Source organism: Comamonas testosteroni ATCC 11996 (assembly GCF_000241525.1).
Taxonomy (GTDB): Bacteria; Pseudomonadota; Gammaproteobacteria; order Burkholderiales; family Burkholderiaceae_C; genus Comamonas; species Comamonas testosteroni.
In genome coordinates, this window is sequence record NZ_AHIL01000025.1 from 57,412 (window position 1) to 71,806 (window position 14,395).

Sequence of the window (14,395 nt, forward strand, 5' to 3'; positions counted from 1 at the left end):
ACTCTTGTGCCTATGTGAATTGAGACCTATATGGGAAGCGAAAAGCTCAGCGTTGAAGAGCGGCTGCAAGTGCTGGAAATCCTGTTGGAGGAGTCAATCTGGGGGCTCCACCTCGAGCGGCCTGAGCACCGCAAGGCCATCGCGTCTGCTCTGTATACCCGCCTTGAAGTGGCCAACCTGCACCAGGCGTGACTGCCGCTTTGTATGAACAGGCGGATGCGCTGTCCGAGTTGGACAACACGCCTGATCCGCTCAAACCCATGCTGCGTCCGCTGGTTCGATATTCAGGGACTGCAGACTGAACACCACATCTTCCCCGAAAAGATTTGTGCAGGCAGGGGCGCAGCTTTGCAAGAGCAGACATTGAATCAAGAAGATGTGCGTTCTATGTGCAAAGACATGACGAACACGGCTTGCCCATATCACCGTTCATAAGCTGGTTCGAATAACCAATGCCTTGTTCTTACTTCGCGACGATCATGTTTAGTAGAGGGCTTTAGTGAAGCAAGATCACATTTCCTACCTGCTGGCCCTCCATCGGGAGCAGGACTGGGCGGCAGCAGCAATTGCATGCCAAATCTCTCAAGCGCAGTTGAAGAAAGCCGTGGCAGAAGCCGAACGCGAGTACGGCTGTTGTCTTGTGAAAACCGGGACAGTCTTTCGGGGGTTCACGACTGAAGGCGAGAAGGTCGTTGTCTGGGCTCAAGGCTTGTCGGAGGCCATCTCCACCCTCAAGCATGTATTTGCGGTTTCCAACAGCAGAAAGGCAATTGCTCCTCTTCTGGATCGACGCTCCGTCTCACCGAAGCGACTTGAGGCACCTGGAGCGGATAGCCAGGAGATCGACCTGATGATCGAGGCGGCGTTGAGAGCACCAGACCATGGTGGTCTACATCCTTGGCGTGTACTGGTGTTTGCCTCGGATTCTCGAGCGCGGCTGGCGGATTTATTCGAACAGGAGAAATTGCGCCGCGACCCTCTCGCCTCCAGTGAGGACCTCAGGCGTGCGCGTGAGCACGCCACACGCAGTCCGACTTTGCTCGCTTTCATCATATCGCCCAGGCTGCGCATGAGGGTGCCGGAGCGTGAGCAATGGCTGGCAGCCGGCTCAGCACTGGGCAACCTGCTGAATGCGGCGCATCAACTCGGCTTTGGAGCCATCATGCTCAGCGGCGAGCGCTGCTTCGACGTTTTGCTTTGTTCTGAGCTGGGGGTCGAGTCAACCGAGTATCTGGCCGGATTCATCAGTCTCGGCAGCATCACGGCAGCGCCGCCGCAGCGCAAGCCAGTCATGCTCGATACTGTGAGAGCTTTCTGGCGTTCCGGTGAGCCGAGTGTTGAGACACCTGCGAAAAGCCAGATCGGCCCTGATTCGGCCGCCAGCAATGCAATCTCTGAATCACGGGCCCCCCGCTAAGTTATGCGACTCCTTCAGGCGACATGCTGTCGGCAGGTGAGCGGCAAGCGCTGCTCTTGTCGGGCCAAGTTTGCGCAAGGAGATGACCGACACGCTTGAGCAGGCCAGGGGCAGCGCGGCCCGAAGGCTGGCCTCAGGTCTTACTTCGACTGACGGCTCGAAGCCCCCAAGAAATCATGCGTTTGCCAGGGAGGAGTGCTGCGGCTGTTTCGGTTCGATGTTGCCGCTGCATATCTGTCCAGAGGCTGAGGTTTGCGGCCGCAAGCTTCCGGCTTCAAGCTGGGGCTGTGCTCGACCGAGGCCTTATGAAAAATCGAAGAGGCAGGTTTTGGGGAGCAGCCAGACCATTCCAGCTGGTGGGGTCGTCGATTCCGTATCGATCTGAAAGATCGACTTTTGCATGCGGTTGTTCACCCGGGCACCATGCCGCAACTCAATGGCGACGAACAAGGGCTGCTTTGCAACAATCACTCTCAGACAAGAACATACCTAGCCGGCAGTCGCGTGACGGCGGCCTAGAGTGACTGGCCAGGATTGCGGGAGGCTTCGGCCATTTTCTGGCGTGTGCCTTCGTCGAGGATTCCGCGCACCAATGAAAACAGAGGTTCGGCACTGGTGTGCTTCTGACCGTAGGTCAGATTGAACCCGTAGTCGAAGTCGGCCGGATTGACCCCTTGATTGTGCTGAAGAATGGTCTCCAGCTTGTCCAGTGCCTTCACGGCTTTGGCTTCGGGCGATGCGGCATCCTCATACTCCTGCCACAGCGAGAGGATCTCGGTCTGGTGCGACTTATCGAGAGAGCGTGTGAGATGCAGCAGGTCGGCCTTTTCCTGCTCGCTTTTGTCAGGGTGCTGGTCTTTCTCGATGGCAGGAATGTCACCGTGAATCGCTTCGCCCAAATCATGCACAAGGCACATTTTCAGCAACTTGAGCATGTCCATGCCGGCCAGCTCGTCCTCGAATGTCATCGCCATCAGGCACAGGCGCCAAGTATGTTCGGCGGTGCTCTCCGTCCTGCCTGTCGACGTGTGTGCGCTTCGGAGCACGCTCTTGAGCTTTTCCGCTTCTTGCAGAAAGGCCAGGCGGCCCTTGATCTTGTCGATATCCATGCCTGATTCTATAAAGACCCATATGCTCTCGGTCGTCGTATGTCGAAAACTCCTGCTGAAAAGTCAGGGAGGCCGGGAGACGCGCATGCGCGCTTGTCGAGAGCGCAGCTGCGCTCGCCCTGACTGCGTCTAGCTTTGAGTGGCAAGCCACGCAGAGCCATGCACCAGTTGCCTCTGGCCGAACGCAGCCGATCATGACCTGCTGATTGTTCAGCTATCGCTGGCACAGATAGTCGGTGCATGCGAAAGACGTTGCAGGCTCAAAGTGGTTCAGCAGGTCGCCCATGCAAGGCCGCTTGCCGTGAATGGAGCAAAGGGATCAATCCGTTCTCACGGTTGGGCTCTCGAACCTCCAAAGCAGAAAGAAGGCCAGCGCTGCAACTCCGGTCAGAACCAAGGACAGAGCGTTCGCACAATCCGTCTCCGACCCCAGGACATGGTTGTAGACAGCCAGCGACAGCGTCTCGGTACGCCCGCTGATATTGCCCCCCAGCATCAGCGAAACGCCGACTTCCCCCATGGCACGGCCGGAGGCCAGCACCAGTCCGGCCAGAATGCCGAGCCGGGCCTGCGGCAACTCGATCTTCATGATCACCTGCCAAGGTCGTGCACCCAGCGTCGCCGCCACTTCGCGCAGTGATTCATCAAACTCTGCAAAAGCGGCTTGAGAAGGTTTGACCATGAGCGGTAGACCGGCACACACTTTCGCTGATCGCTCTGTGCCTATCCGCGCTTGGCCTGAGCGCTTGCTCATCCACGGGCTCTCACTCGGTGTATTCACAAGCCGAACTTCCGGCTTCCGTGCAAGTGCCCGCAGGACATAAAGTGGCCATGGAGACCGTGGGTGTTGGCCTGGTTACCGATGAGTGCCGGGCCAAAAGGGACATGGCAGCCGAGCACGAATGGGTGTTTGTAGGCCCCAATGCCAAGCTGCAAATGCGAAGCGGTACGGTCATCGGCAAATACTGGAGGCCGCCAGCGACTTGGGAGAATTACGACGGCTCCAAGGTCACTGCCACGCAGCTTGCCGTGGCTCCTGCCGGGGCGGGCAATATCCCTGTGCAACTGGTCAAGGCCAATCCTGCCACCGGCATGGGAGCCATGCAGGGTGTGACCTATATCCAGCGTGTGGCAACCACGGGGGCGTCGCGCCGAGCATGGCCTGCGGGGCCGCGAATCTGGGCAGCAAGCAAATCGTGCAGTATCAGTCCGACCATATTTTCTGGAAAGCAACCTGACAGAGAGCCCTGTGGCGTGCCTTCCCTGTCAGAGGCCGGGACGTTGCGCCTTTTCTCAGCCTGGTGCGCGAGGTGCTTTGGCTTAGGGGGCGTCCCCACTCAGGTCCTGTGGCGGGCGTGCCCATGGATCTCGTGGCTCAACCGCCTAGGGTAGCCAGCCTCGGCTTGATTTCGGCAATCACGATGCGTGTCCCGGCCCATGCCGGAGCCACTGCCGGGCACCAGAGCGGTCTTGTCCTTGAGGCCTGCCCCCGTGCTTTTTTCATTGATGTCTGCCTCCAGGAATCATGGAAATGGCTGCGGCACGCCACTGGGGCCGGATATGCAAGGTTTGAGCTATCGATATCCCTGACCATGGGTGATGTGCGATGGGAACGGACGCGGGCAGCTCAGCCAGCGGGAACAGCCCGGAAGTATCCGATTGATGGCTTGGTGGCCGCACATCCGGAGGCGGCTCGGCGTGGACAAGCTGAGATGCTGTGTTTTTGGTATACGCAAGTGACGCAAAGTAACGAATAATGAGCCTTCACGACTGCAAGCGCGCTCGAGGTTTCAAACATGATTCGTGCCAATGCCATCGCAAAGCGAACGATCACCGGCCAGTTGCTGGAGATCGCCATGGCTCAGTCCTTTTGCGCGGTGATGATTACCGATGCCAGGTTGGATGGAGAGGGTCCTGTCATCGAGTACTGCAATGCGGCCATGTGCGAGATGACCGGATACACCGAAGCAGAGCTTCTGGGCCGCTCGCCGCGCATGCTGCAGGGGCTGCTGACGGATCAACTGGTATTGCAGCGTTTGCGTGACTGTCTGCATCAAGGCCTGTCATTTCAGGGCAGTGTGCTGAACTACCGCAAGGACGGCAGCACCTACCACGTGGAGTGGAATATTTCCCCCGTGCGTGATGAGAAGGATGTAATTCGGCATTTTGTGGCGGTGCAGCGTGATATTTCGGAGCGTGTGCAGGCCGAGCAGGAGCGCGCGCTGCTCGCCAGGGCATTGAATGCGGCCAATGACGGAATCTTGATCACGGATCGCGACTCCACCATCGTCTTCGTCAACCAGGCTTTTGAAGCTCTCACTGGCTACAGCGCGGCGGAACTGCTTGGCAAGCCCACCGAGATGCTGCGCTCGGGCCTGCATGAGCCCGAGTTCTATGCCCAGTTGCAGGAAGCATTGAGTCTTGGCCACAATTTTCGCGCCACCTTCATCAACCGTCACAAAAGCGGCGGCGTGTATTACGCCGAGCAAAGCATTGCAGCTCTGCGCGATGAGTCAGGGCAGATCAGCCACTATGTAGGGGCATCCAAGGACATCAGTCGCATGGTGCAACGAGAGATGGAGTTGCGTGAGCGTGCAAACCGCGACAAGTTGACGGGCTTGCTCAACCGCCATGCAGGCGAGACCGAGCTCAAGCGCAACCAGCTCCAGGCTCAGAATCAGCTGCGACCTTATGGCGTGATATTGGGCGATATCGATCTTTTCAAGCAGGTCAACGACCGCTTTGGTCATGTGGCCGGAGATCGTGTGCTCAAGATGGTGGCACATGTGCTTTCCGGCAAGGTTCGTCGCTATGACCATGCCGTGCGCTGGGGCGGGGAGGAGTTCCTGATCGTCCTCTCGGATGCCAGCCTCGGTGTGGCCGCAGGCTTGGCAGAGCGCATTCGCTGTGCCGTGGAGGAATGCGCGGATCCTGAGGTAGGGCGTTTTACCATCTCTTTGGGGGTCGGGCTCTGGGAGCCGGGCGAAACCGAGGACGATCTGCTCAAGCGCGCAGATGCGGCGCTCTACAGGGCCAAGCATAGGGGGCGCAATCAGGTGGCCATCGCCACGGGGTCGATGAACATGCCTTTGGTGCAAGCCCCCGAGCTGCTGGCGCAGGGCGATTCCTTGACCTTTTCGGGGAAGAGTCCGGATAAGCCGTGGACAGGGGCTGCCTCACCGTAGAATTTGCTCTTCCTCCCTGTCCTCGTCTTCATAGCTTTTGAGTGGTTTGAACAATTCCGAACTGCATTCCGTGCAGGCCGATCTGGTGGCAGTGCTGGTTGCCGTCACGGGTGGCCAGCCCCGTATCCTGACCACCGGGGCCGGGCGTGCCCTGCCTGCCGGGCCTTTTACCAGCAACCACCGCTCGCTGCAGGCCAGCCTGCGTGCCTGGGTGGAGAAACAGACCCACCATCCTCTGGGCTTTGTGGAGCAGCTCTACACCTTTGCAGACCGGGAGCGCTCGCAGCAGCTTGGCATGCATGTCATCTCCATCAGCTATCTGGCGCTGACGCAGGAACTGGACGAGGTCGGCGCCGCACAGCCGGGCTGGCAGGACTGGTACCGCTACTTTCCCTGGGAGGACTGGCGCGATGGTATGCCCGGCGTGATTGCCGAGCGCATTGCGCCAGCGCTGCATGCATGGAGCGAAGCTGCTTCAGATAGTGTGGCTAGAAGTGCGCGCTGGCAAAGAGCTTCAATGACTTTTGGCCTGGATGAGCACGAATGGAACGAGGAGCTGGTTCTGCAGCGCTACGAGCTGCTGTTCGAGGCCGCCGTGGTACCCGAAGCCTGGGGAGAGGGTGAGGGAGAGGGCGATGCTGCCACTTCACTGCTGCCCGGTGCAGCCATGAGCAACGACCACCGCCGCATTCTTGCCACCGGCATGGCCCGCTTGCGCGCCAAGATCAAATATCGGCCCGTGGTGTTCGAGCTGATGCCCGAGGAATTCTCGCTGCTGCAGCTGCAGCAGACGGTGGAGGCGCTGGCCGGGCGCGGTCTGCACAAGCAGAACTTCCGGCGCCTGATCGAGCAGCAGGCGCTGGTTGAGGAAACCGGCCAGATGACGGCCGTAGGTGCGGGCCGCCCGGCCAAGCTGTTCCGTTTCCGACGCAATGTGATGCTGGAGCGCGCCATCGCGGGCAACAAGCTGCCGCTGGCCAGAAGTCATTGACTGCCTGATCCCTGCTGTGAATGGAGGACTGTTTTCACTGCGGCGACTGCTTGACTTAAATAATGCTCAGACTTAGCATAAATCGGTTTACGTAAGGCCTGAAAGCGATCTGGAAGTCTTTGCGTTTTTTATTGAACTAAAAATACTCAAAATGAGCATTAATAAAACTGCAGCCTTGCCCGTTCCATCCCTGCCCGATGTAATGCTGGAGCCGCTGGTGCGCATGGCTTTGCTGGAAGATCTGGGACGCGCCGCAGACTTGACCACCGACACCATTGTTCCTGCCGATGCGGTGGGCGAGTTGCGCCTGATGGCCAGGCAGGATGGCATCTTGGCCGGACTTGATCTGGCACGTCTGGCCTTTGTGCTGATGGATGCTCGCATGGAGTTTGACGTCCGCTGCGCAGACGGCACGCTGCTGCAGCCAGGCATGGAGATCGCACGCATCCGTGGCAAAAGCCGAGCCATTCTCACGGCCGAGCGTACGGCGCTCAACTACCTTTGTCATCTCAGTGGCGTGGCCAGCGCCACGCATTCGATTGCCGAGGCCATCAAGCCCTTTGGCACCCGAGTGACCTGCACGCGCAAGACCATGCCGGGCCTGCGCGCCTTGCAGAAGTACGCCGTGCGTGTCGGTGGCGGCAGCAACCACCGTTTTGGCCTGGACGACGCCGTACTCATCAAGGACAACCACATTGCACTGGCCGGCGATGTCGCCACGGCTGTGGGGCGTGCTCGTGCGGGCGTGGGACATATGGTCAAGATCGAGCTGGAAGTGGATACGCTGGCCCAGTTGGATGTGGCACTGCAACTGGGCGTAGATGTGGTGCTGCTGGACAATATGGGCCTGGATGATTTGCGCACTGCGGTCGGCATGTGCAAGGGCCGGGCCATCACCGAAGCCTCGGGGCGTATTACCCCTGAAACTGCACCCGCCGTGGCTGCCACGGGCGTGGACCAGATTGCCGTGGGCTGGCTCACGCACAGCGCGCGCGTGCTCGATATAGGTCTGGACGCTTGATGGCCCGCCCCCTGAGCGGCTTTGGCGCTTGCCTCCATGGGAGGAGGACAGCCTCGCTTCACGGCGGCGCTTGCTTGCGGCCCCTTGTTTTAGGGGCGCATTGATGAAGGCCGTGCTTAAGGAGCGCCGCAGCTGGGCGGTACTGGTTGCTGCCGCGCTGGCGGTGACGGCTGCGGGGATTTGGCATGCCCGCGCGGGCATGGCGGTAGTGCGTTTTGAAAAGCCCATCACCATCGTTGTGACCTTTCCGCCAGGCGGCGGCACGGACCTGTTGGCGCGTCGCCTGGGCGCGGCCATGCAGCAGCGCCTGGGCCAGTCCGTAGTGGTGGAGAACCGGCCCGGCGCCAGCGGCAATATCGGCGCGCGCGCCGTGGCCGAGGCCGCCCCCGACGGCGCCACGCTGCTCATGGTCAACAGCTCGTTTGCCATCAACCCCGGTGTCTACCGGCATCTGGACTTCGATCCGCGCCGGGACTTCAAGGCCGTGTTCAATGCCGGCAGCATCGCTTCGGTGCTGGTGGTACCGAGCCAAAGCAGCGTGCGCAATCTGCACGATGCGCTGGCTGGAGCGACCGTTGGCCAGCCCTTGCCTTTTGCCTCCTGCGGCAACGGCGCGCCCCAGCATATGGCGGGTGAGATGCTGGCCCAGGCCGCCCATGCAAGCCTCCAACATGTGCCCTACAAGGGTTGCGGCCCGGCCATCACTGCGGTAGCTGCAGCGCAGCTACCTGTGGCTGTGGTCACGGCCAGCAGCGCTGCGCCCCTGATAGCGGCTGGCCGCGTGCGGGCCATCGCCGTCACGGCACCGGCCCGCGTCGCATCCCTGCCCGATGTCCCCACGGTGGCCGAGCAGGGTCTGGCCGGTTTTGCCGTAGAGCAGTGGCATGGCCTGCTGGTGCCTGCCGCCACGCCGCTGCCCGTGATCTCCCATCTGCACCAGGTGCTGACGCAGATTCTGGCCGAGCCCGAGATGCAGCAGGCGCTGCGCGAGCAGGGCTATACGCTGATGCAGCAGTCCCCAGCTCAATTCGGGGCACAGATTCTTGCAGATATGGACCGCTATGCCGTGGTGACCCGGAGTCTTGGTCTGAAGGTGGATTGAGCCCGCATGTCTGTCTTAGGGGGGCTGCTGGCGGGACAGGCAGTGGAAACGGTCATTCGAATGCGCGCGAATGCTGCGGGCTTTTTTGTTGCTCATCAATCAATAGCTTCATGTACTTGTCGTGCAAGGACTAAGTCAGAAAAACACTTGGATTGTCGGGCTGCCCAAGCTGTGTCACAGTGCTGCGCTAATCTTCTGCCAAGCGGTTGATTGCCGCAGAGCAACGCCTCTGAATAAAGCACATAGCAGGGAGGGAACTCATGACTTTACACAAGCTGCTGCCGGTAGCGGTTGCAACTCTGGCCACGGCGGCCTATGCGGCCCGCCCTATGAATACTGATGATGCACGCATCGTCGATGCCAAAGCCTGCCAGCTTGAGAGCTGGGTCAAAAGCCCCAAAGGACATACCGAGTTCTGGGCGCAGCCGGCCTGCAATTTCACCGGCAACCTGGAATTGACCATGGGCGGGGCTTTGAGCCGTGAAAACGGCAGCACGCGTGGCAGCGCACAGATGCTTCAGGGCAAGACGCTGTTCAAGACGCTGGAGACCAATGGCTGGGGCTGGGGGCTGGCTGCAGGCATGTCGCGCGACCCGCGTCGTGATGCGGGTGGCGGTCACGATATGTATGCCTATGTGCCCGTCAGCTGGTCGCTGGCTGATGACAAAGTGGTGTTGCATACCAATTTGGGCTGGCTGCGCGAGCAGGGTACGCGCAGCAATCATCTGACCTGGGGCTTGGGCAGCGAGACCCAGTTGCGGGAGCGCACCTGGCTGATTGCCGAGACTTATGGACAGGGCTCGGGCAAGCCTTTGGTACAGGTGGGCATGCGTTACTGGGTCGTGCCGGACAGAGTGCAGATTGATGCGACCTACGGCAACCGCCTTGGCGAAGGCAACCAGCGCTGGTTCTCGCTGGGCTTGCGTCTGCTGACGCCCTCGTTTCTGCCTTGAGCTGGATCTAAAAAAAGCGCTGAATGATCTGGTGCAGGCCTGCCGTCATCAAGGTATAGCGCAGGAATTTGCCAACTGCCATATAGGCGACGCAAGGCCAGAAAGGCAGGCGTACCCAGCCGGCGACCGCGCACAGCGGGTCGCCGACGACAGGCAGCCAGCTCAGCAGGCAGGCCTTGGCGCCGTATTTGCGCAGCCAGTAACGGGCGATGCGGTTCCAGCGTGACTTGTGGTGCATGTTCTGGGGCGGCGGCTCTCCATGCCTGCGCAGCTTCTTGGCCTTGTTCCAGGCCTGGTTGGCGGCCAGTCCCATCCACCAGCTGATGGCCCCACCCAGCGTGTTGCCCGCCGTGGCGACCACAATGGCGGGCCAGAACAGGTCGGGGTTGGCGGAGACCAGTGCGGCCACCACGGGCTCAGAGCCCAGCGGCAGCAGGGTGGCCGAGACAAGGGCCACGACAAACACGGTGCTAAGACCCAGCTCCGGCAGGGCCAGCCATTGCAGCAACTGATGTATCCACGCTTCCATAGGGCGGCTAGTTTAGGCGGGTCGCTCAATTCCCTGAACTTTGCATCCTGTCATTTCTCGATCATCAGCCTGGTTGCAGGCTGTTGATATATGGTTTCTTATCCAAATGCGTACACGGGTGTTATCCGGTAACGCCAGATCAATGGGAGTAAGAATGGCTTTCAGCCCTCTAAAAAAAATGATGCGATCGAGCCAGGCAGCAGGCTTGGCGGTCGCTTTGCTTTTGATAGCTGGTTGCGCACCGAACATAAAGACCATCGCGCCGTCTGATGCCAAACCCGCGGTCACAGTGGCTGCCGATCTGGTGCCGCTGGCGACGCTGGCGCCCGGCATCAAGCAGGACATGCGCTATGTCTCCAAGCACAACTTCATGGGCCGCCCCGTGGCTGGCTATGAAGCCGGGGTTTGCTGGCTCAGCCGCATAGCCGCCGAATCTCTGGCAGCTGTTCAAAAGGAACTGGCAGGACAGGGGCTGGCTCTCAAGGTCTATGACTGTTACCGACCCCAGGCGGCCGTCGACGACTTTGTGCGCTGGGGTCGCGATATGGCCGATCAGAAAAACAAGGATATGTATTACCCGCGCGTGCCCAAGAGCGAGCTCTTCAAGCGTGGCTACATCGCCGAGAAATCGGGTCACAGCCGTGCCAGCACTGTGGACATGACGCTGTTGGTGGTGGATGCCAAGCGCGCCAGAAAGCTGGTGCGTGGGCCGTTGGCTGACGGCATCGAAGTGGACATGGGCACGCCCTTCGATCTCTTTGACGAGCAATCGCATACCGACAATGCCCAGCAGTCGCCCGATGTGCAGCACAACCGCCGCTGGCTGCGCAACCTGATGCAGCGCAATGGCTGGAAGAATCTGCCCGAGGAGTGGTGGCATTACACGCTGGTCAGCGAGCCCTATCCGGAGCAGTACTTTGATATGCCGGTGCGTAAAAACTGAGACGCCGGTGGTGCCATTGCTCGATAGTGACTCGCCTCGCAGGGTGATGCATAGAGTTTGGTTTTGCTGAAAATTTGAGCAGGTATAATCCGGCCCTCTTTTCCAGCGCCCGGTCTGCGCCAGATATTGCCTGCCGCAGAAACCAAATTCTCTCCATGCCCGCCCTGCACATTGGTCATATTCCATTGGCAAATCGTCTGTTTGTCGCACCCATGGCGGGTGTGACGGACCGGCCGTTTCGTCAGTTGTGCAAGGCACTGGGGGCCGGTTACGCGGTCAGCGAGATGGTGACCAGCCGCAAGGACTTGTGGAACAGTCTCAAGACCAGTCGCCGAGCCAACCATGAGGGCGAGCCTGGTCCGATCTCGGTCCAGATTGCCGGCACCGAAGGGCCCATGATGGCCGAGGCTGCCATCTACAACATCGAGCGCGGTGCGCAGATCATCGACATCAACATGGGCTGCCCGGCCAAGAAGGTCTGCAACAAATGGGCGGGCTCCGCCCTGATGCAGAACGAGCCGCTGGCCGTGGAAATTGCCCAGGCCGTGGTGGAGGCCGCACGTCCCTACAACGTGCCCGTCACCCTGAAGATGCGCACCGGCTGGTGCGATACGCACAAGAACGCAGTTCTGCTGGCGCGCCAGTTTGAAGATGTCGGCATCCAGATGCTGACCGTGCACGGCCGCACGCGAGAGCAAGGCTACAAGGGCTTTGCCGAGTACGACACGATTGCGGCCGTCAAGCAGGCCGTCAACGTGCCCGTGGTGGCCAACGGCGATATCAACAGCCCTGAAAAAGCCCGCGATGTGCTGGCCTATACGGGGGCGGACGCCATCATGGTCGGCCGTGCAGCTCAGGGCAGGCCGTGGATCTTCCGCGAGATCGCGCATTTTCTGGCCACCGGCGAGCATCTGGCTCCCCCCCTGGTGGCCGAGTTGCGTCGTCTGCTGCTCGAACATTTGCAAGATCACTACAGCCTGTATGGCGAGGGAGTCGGCGTGCGCAGCGCCCGCAAGCATATTGCGTGGTATCTGCGAGCTCTGCCGGGCGGGGAAGAGTTCAGAAAACACATCAACACTATTGAGGACTGTGCGGTGCAATGGCAGGCCGTGGCCGACTATCTGGATGCCCTGGGGCAGCAGATGGAGCGGATCCCGGCGGCCACGGCCGCTGCTGAACCAAGCAGCGAGCTGGACGAACCGGCAGAAATGGCTGCATGAGCAATCAGAATTTAGAACAAGTCGTTCGCGATAGCCTGGAGGGCTATTTCCGCGATCTCGAGGGCGAAACACCGGCCAATGTCTATGACATGGTGATTCGTCTTGTCGAAAAACCGTTGCTGGAAGTGGTGATGGGCCAGGCCGACAACAACCAGTCGCGTGCCGCCGAATGGCTGGGCCTGAATCGCAACACCCTGCGCAAAAAACTGGTCGATCACGAGTTGCTCTGAACGACGAAGCTACCGAATCCATAGCTGCAAGCGCCTGATATATCTGCACTTGCAGCTTGTTTTTATCCAAACTTTGAATTGACGCCCATGAAAGCTCTGATCTCCGTCTCTGACAAGACCGGTATCGTCGAATTTGCGCAAGCCCTGCACGCTCTTGGCGTGCAACTGCTGTCCACCGGTGGCACCGCCAAGCTGCTGGCAGGCGTGGGCCTGCCCGTGACCGAAGTGGCCGAAGTCACCCAATTCCCCGAGATGCTGGACGGCCGCGTCAAGACCCTGCACCCCATGGTGCACGGTGGTCTGCTGGCCCGCCGCGATCTGCCCGAGCACATGGCTGCTTTGAAGGAGCATGGCATCGAGACCATCGATCTGCTGGTGGTCAATCTGTATCCCTTCGAGGCCACAGTGGCCAAGGCCGGCTGCACGCTGGCCGACGCCATCGAGAACATCGATATCGGTGGCCCCGCCATGGTGCGCTCCGCCGCCAAGAACTGGAAAGACGTGGGCGTTCTGACCGCCGCCGACCAGTACGAAGCCGTGCTGGCCGAACTCAAGGCGAACGGCAAGCTGTCCGACAAGCTGCGTTTTGCGTTGTCCGTGGCAGCCTTCAACCGCATTGCCCAGTACGACGGAGCGATCAGCGACTACCTGTCTAGCGTCAAGTTCGAAGACGAAAAGCTCAGCGAAGAATATGTGCCCGAGCGCGCCCTGTTCGGCGGCCAGTCCAACGGACATTTCATCAAGGTGCAGGATCTGCGCTACGGTGAAAACAGCCACCAGCAAGCCGCCTGGTACCGCGACCTGTACCCCGCTCCCGGCTCGCTGGCCACGGGCGTGCAGCTGCAGGGCAAGGAGCTGAGCTACAACAATATCGCTGATGCCGATGCGGCCTGGGAATGCGTCAAGAGCTTTGACACCCCTGCCTGCGTGATCGTCAAGCACGCCAACCCCTGCGGCGTGGCCGTGGGCGCGAATGCCTTTGAAGCCTATTCCAAGGCCTTCCAGACCGACCCCACCAGCGCGTTTGGCGGCATCATCGCCTTCAACCGCCCTGTGGACAAGGCCGCTGCCGAAGCTGTGTCCAAGCAGTTCGTCGAAGTGCTGATGGCTCCCGAGTTCAGCGCCGAAGCCCTGGAAATCTTCAAGGCCAAGGTCAATGTGCGCCTGATGAAGATCGCTCTGCCCGCCGGCGGCGCAACCGACTGGGACAACGGCCGCAACGCCATCGAATCCAAGCGCATCGGCTCCGGCCTGCTGCTGCAGACTTCCGACAACCACGAGCTCAAGCTGGCCGACCTGAAGGTCGTGACCGTCAAGCAGCCCACGCCTGAAGAGCTGAACGACCTGCTGTTCGCCTGGAACGTGGCCAAGTTCGTCAAGTCCAACGCCATCGTCTTCTGCAAGAACGGCATGACCATGGGCGTGGGTGCCGGCCAGATGTCGCGCCTGGATTCGGCCCGCATCGCCTCCATCAAGGCCGAAGCCGCCAAGCTGTCGCTGCAGAACACCGTCGTGGCGTCGGACGCCTTCTTCCCCTTCCGTGACGGCCTGGATGTGGTGGTCGATGCTGGTGCTACCTGCGTGGCCCAGCCTGGCGGCTCCATGCGCGATCAGGAAGTGATCGATGCGGCCAACGAGCGTGGCGTGGCCATGGTGTTCACCGGCGTGCGCCATTTCAGGCACTGATTGCTCCCC

At 60.4% G+C, this 14,395-nt stretch carries 15 protein-coding genes and 1 pseudogene; 12 read left to right on the plus strand and 4 right to left on the minus strand.

Annotation, left to right across the window (positions count from 1 at the left end):
- The first annotated feature begins 30 nt into the window (after nt 1-30).
- Together CTATCC11996_RS26220 and CTATCC11996_RS09010 are read left to right on the plus strand one after the other, a co-directional pair.
- Nucleotides 31-192 carry a hypothetical protein gene (locus CTATCC11996_RS26220; RefSeq protein WP_003075315.1) on the plus strand — a complete coding sequence of 54 codons (162 nt, stop codon included), beginning with the start codon at nt 31-33 and terminating at the stop codon, nt 190-192.
- A 307-nt stretch (nt 193-499) separates the two neighbouring features.
- Nucleotides 500-1,417, plus strand: coding sequence for a nitroreductase family protein (locus CTATCC11996_RS09010; RefSeq protein WP_003075317.1), 918 nt, complete (start codon nt 500-502; stop codon nt 1,415-1,417).
- 515 nt (nt 1,418-1,932) lie between these two features.
- Here the strand turns inward: CTATCC11996_RS09010 and CTATCC11996_RS09015 are convergent.
- Nucleotides 1,933-2,526 carry an HD domain-containing protein gene (locus tag CTATCC11996_RS09015; protein WP_003075321.1) on the minus strand — a complete coding sequence of 198 codons (594 nt, stop codon included), beginning with the start codon at nt 2,524-2,526 and terminating at the stop codon, nt 1,933-1,935.
- Between the two features lie 319 nt (nt 2,527-2,845).
- A complete protein-coding gene (locus CTATCC11996_RS09020) occupies nt 2,846-3,208 on the minus strand; it encodes a molybdate ABC transporter permease subunit (protein ID WP_003075323.1) in 363 nt (120 codons plus the stop codon).
- A gap of 26 nt (nt 3,209-3,234) precedes the next feature.
- Between CTATCC11996_RS09020 and CTATCC11996_RS09025 the strand changes: the two are divergent.
- The 6 genes and pseudogenes from CTATCC11996_RS09025 to CTATCC11996_RS09050 all read left to right on the plus strand — a co-directional run bounded on the left by CTATCC11996_RS09025 (nt 3,235) and on the right by CTATCC11996_RS09050 (nt 9,778).
- Nucleotides 3,235-3,764, plus strand: a pseudogene (locus CTATCC11996_RS09025) (DUF3455 domain-containing protein).
- Between the two features lie 558 nt (nt 3,765-4,322).
- Entirely contained in the window at nt 4,323-5,711 is a 1,389-nt protein-coding gene (locus CTATCC11996_RS09030) for a sensor domain-containing diguanylate cyclase (protein ID WP_003075328.1), read from the plus strand.
- Between the two features lie 46 nt (nt 5,712-5,757).
- Nucleotides 5,758-6,702: an NUDIX hydrolase gene (locus CTATCC11996_RS09035; RefSeq protein ID WP_003075331.1), complete on the plus strand. Its 945-nt coding sequence runs from the start codon at nt 5,758-5,760 to the stop codon at nt 6,700-6,702.
- Nucleotides 6,703-6,853: 151 nt separating this feature from the next.
- Complete coding sequence (gene nadC, locus CTATCC11996_RS09040; RefSeq protein ID WP_034348523.1) at nt 6,854-7,723, plus strand: carboxylating nicotinate-nucleotide diphosphorylase; 870 nt, start codon at nt 6,854-6,856, stop codon at nt 7,721-7,723.
- Nucleotides 7,724-7,826: 103 nt separating this feature from the next.
- Nucleotides 7,827-8,825 carry a tripartite tricarboxylate transporter substrate binding protein gene (locus CTATCC11996_RS09045; RefSeq protein ID WP_003075337.1) on the plus strand — a complete coding sequence of 333 codons (999 nt, stop codon included), beginning with the start codon at nt 7,827-7,829 and terminating at the stop codon, nt 8,823-8,825.
- A gap of 260 nt (nt 8,826-9,085) precedes the next feature.
- Nucleotides 9,086-9,778 (plus strand): hypothetical protein, encoded by a 693-nt coding sequence (locus tag CTATCC11996_RS09050; protein ID WP_003075340.1) that lies wholly within the window; start codon nt 9,086-9,088, stop codon nt 9,776-9,778.
- Nucleotides 9,779-9,785: 7 nt separating this feature from the next.
- On the opposite strand, the gene CTATCC11996_RS09055 is transcribed toward CTATCC11996_RS09050, so the two are convergent.
- Together CTATCC11996_RS09055 and CTATCC11996_RS25490 are read right to left on the minus strand one after the other, a co-directional pair.
- Entirely contained in the window at nt 9,786-10,307 is a 522-nt protein-coding gene (locus CTATCC11996_RS09055) for a YqaA family protein (protein WP_042437679.1), read from the minus strand.
- A 12-nt stretch (nt 10,308-10,319) separates the two neighbouring features.
- Nucleotides 10,320-10,595: a hypothetical protein gene (locus CTATCC11996_RS25490; protein ID WP_138983848.1), complete on the minus strand. Its 276-nt coding sequence runs from the start codon at nt 10,593-10,595 to the stop codon at nt 10,320-10,322.
- A 1-nt stretch (nt 10,596) separates the two neighbouring features.
- On the opposite strand from CTATCC11996_RS25490, the gene CTATCC11996_RS09060 reads away from it, so the two are divergent.
- From CTATCC11996_RS09060 to purH, 4 genes are all read left to right on the plus strand, one after another.
- On the plus strand, nt 10,597-11,250 hold the full coding sequence (locus CTATCC11996_RS09060; RefSeq protein ID WP_003075343.1) for a M15 family metallopeptidase: 654 nt from the start codon (nt 10,597-10,599) through the stop codon (nt 11,248-11,250).
- A 155-nt stretch (nt 11,251-11,405) separates the two neighbouring features.
- Nucleotides 11,406-12,470, plus strand: coding sequence for a tRNA dihydrouridine synthase DusB (gene dusB / locus CTATCC11996_RS09065; RefSeq protein WP_003075349.1), 1,065 nt, complete (start codon nt 11,406-11,408; stop codon nt 12,468-12,470).
- A complete protein-coding gene (locus CTATCC11996_RS09070) occupies nt 12,467-12,700 on the plus strand; it encodes a Fis family transcriptional regulator (protein ID WP_003071135.1) in 234 nt (77 codons plus the stop codon). Before dusB ends, CTATCC11996_RS09070 begins: the two co-directional genes overlap by 4 nt.
- A gap of 87 nt (nt 12,701-12,787) precedes the next feature.
- A complete protein-coding gene (gene purH, locus CTATCC11996_RS09075) occupies nt 12,788-14,386 on the plus strand; it encodes a bifunctional phosphoribosylaminoimidazolecarboxamide formyltransferase/IMP cyclohydrolase (RefSeq protein WP_003075352.1) in 1,599 nt (532 codons plus the stop codon).
- The last annotated feature ends 9 nt before the right edge of the window (nt 14,387-14,395 follow it).

Excerpts from the sequence above, each read along its gene's own strand:
- CTATCC11996_RS09055 (WP_042437679.1), bottom strand. The coding sequence starts at position 10,307 with ATGGAAGCGTGGATACATCAGTTGCTGCAATGGCTGGCCCTGCCGGAG.
- dusB (WP_003075349.1), top strand. The coding sequence starts at position 11,406 with ATGCCCGCCCTGCACATTGGTCATATTCCATTGGCAAATCGTCTGTTT.
- CTATCC11996_RS09050 (WP_003075340.1), top strand. The coding sequence starts at position 9,086 with ATGACTTTACACAAGCTGCTGCCGGTAGCGGTTGCAACTCTGGCCACG.
- CTATCC11996_RS09045 (WP_003075337.1), top strand. The coding sequence starts at position 7,827 with ATGAAGGCCGTGCTTAAGGAGCGCCGCAGCTGGGCGGTACTGGTTGCT.
- CTATCC11996_RS09015 (WP_003075321.1), bottom strand. The coding sequence starts at position 2,526 with ATGGATATCGACAAGATCAAGGGCCGCCTGGCCTTTCTGCAAGAAGCG.
- CTATCC11996_RS09020 (WP_003075323.1), bottom strand. The coding sequence starts at position 3,208 with ATGGTCAAACCTTCTCAAGCCGCTTTTGCAGAGTTTGATGAATCACTG.
- nadC (WP_034348523.1), top strand. The coding sequence starts at position 6,854 with ATGAGCATTAATAAAACTGCAGCCTTGCCCGTTCCATCCCTGCCCGAT.
- CTATCC11996_RS09030 (WP_003075328.1), top strand. The coding sequence starts at position 4,323 with ATGATTCGTGCCAATGCCATCGCAAAGCGAACGATCACCGGCCAGTTG.
- CTATCC11996_RS09070 (WP_003071135.1), top strand. The coding sequence starts at position 12,467 with ATGAGCAATCAGAATTTAGAACAAGTCGTTCGCGATAGCCTGGAGGGC.
- purH (WP_003075352.1), top strand. The coding sequence starts at position 12,788 with ATGAAAGCTCTGATCTCCGTCTCTGACAAGACCGGTATCGTCGAATTT.
- CTATCC11996_RS26220 (WP_003075315.1), top strand. The coding sequence starts at position 31 with ATGGGAAGCGAAAAGCTCAGCGTTGAAGAGCGGCTGCAAGTGCTGGAA.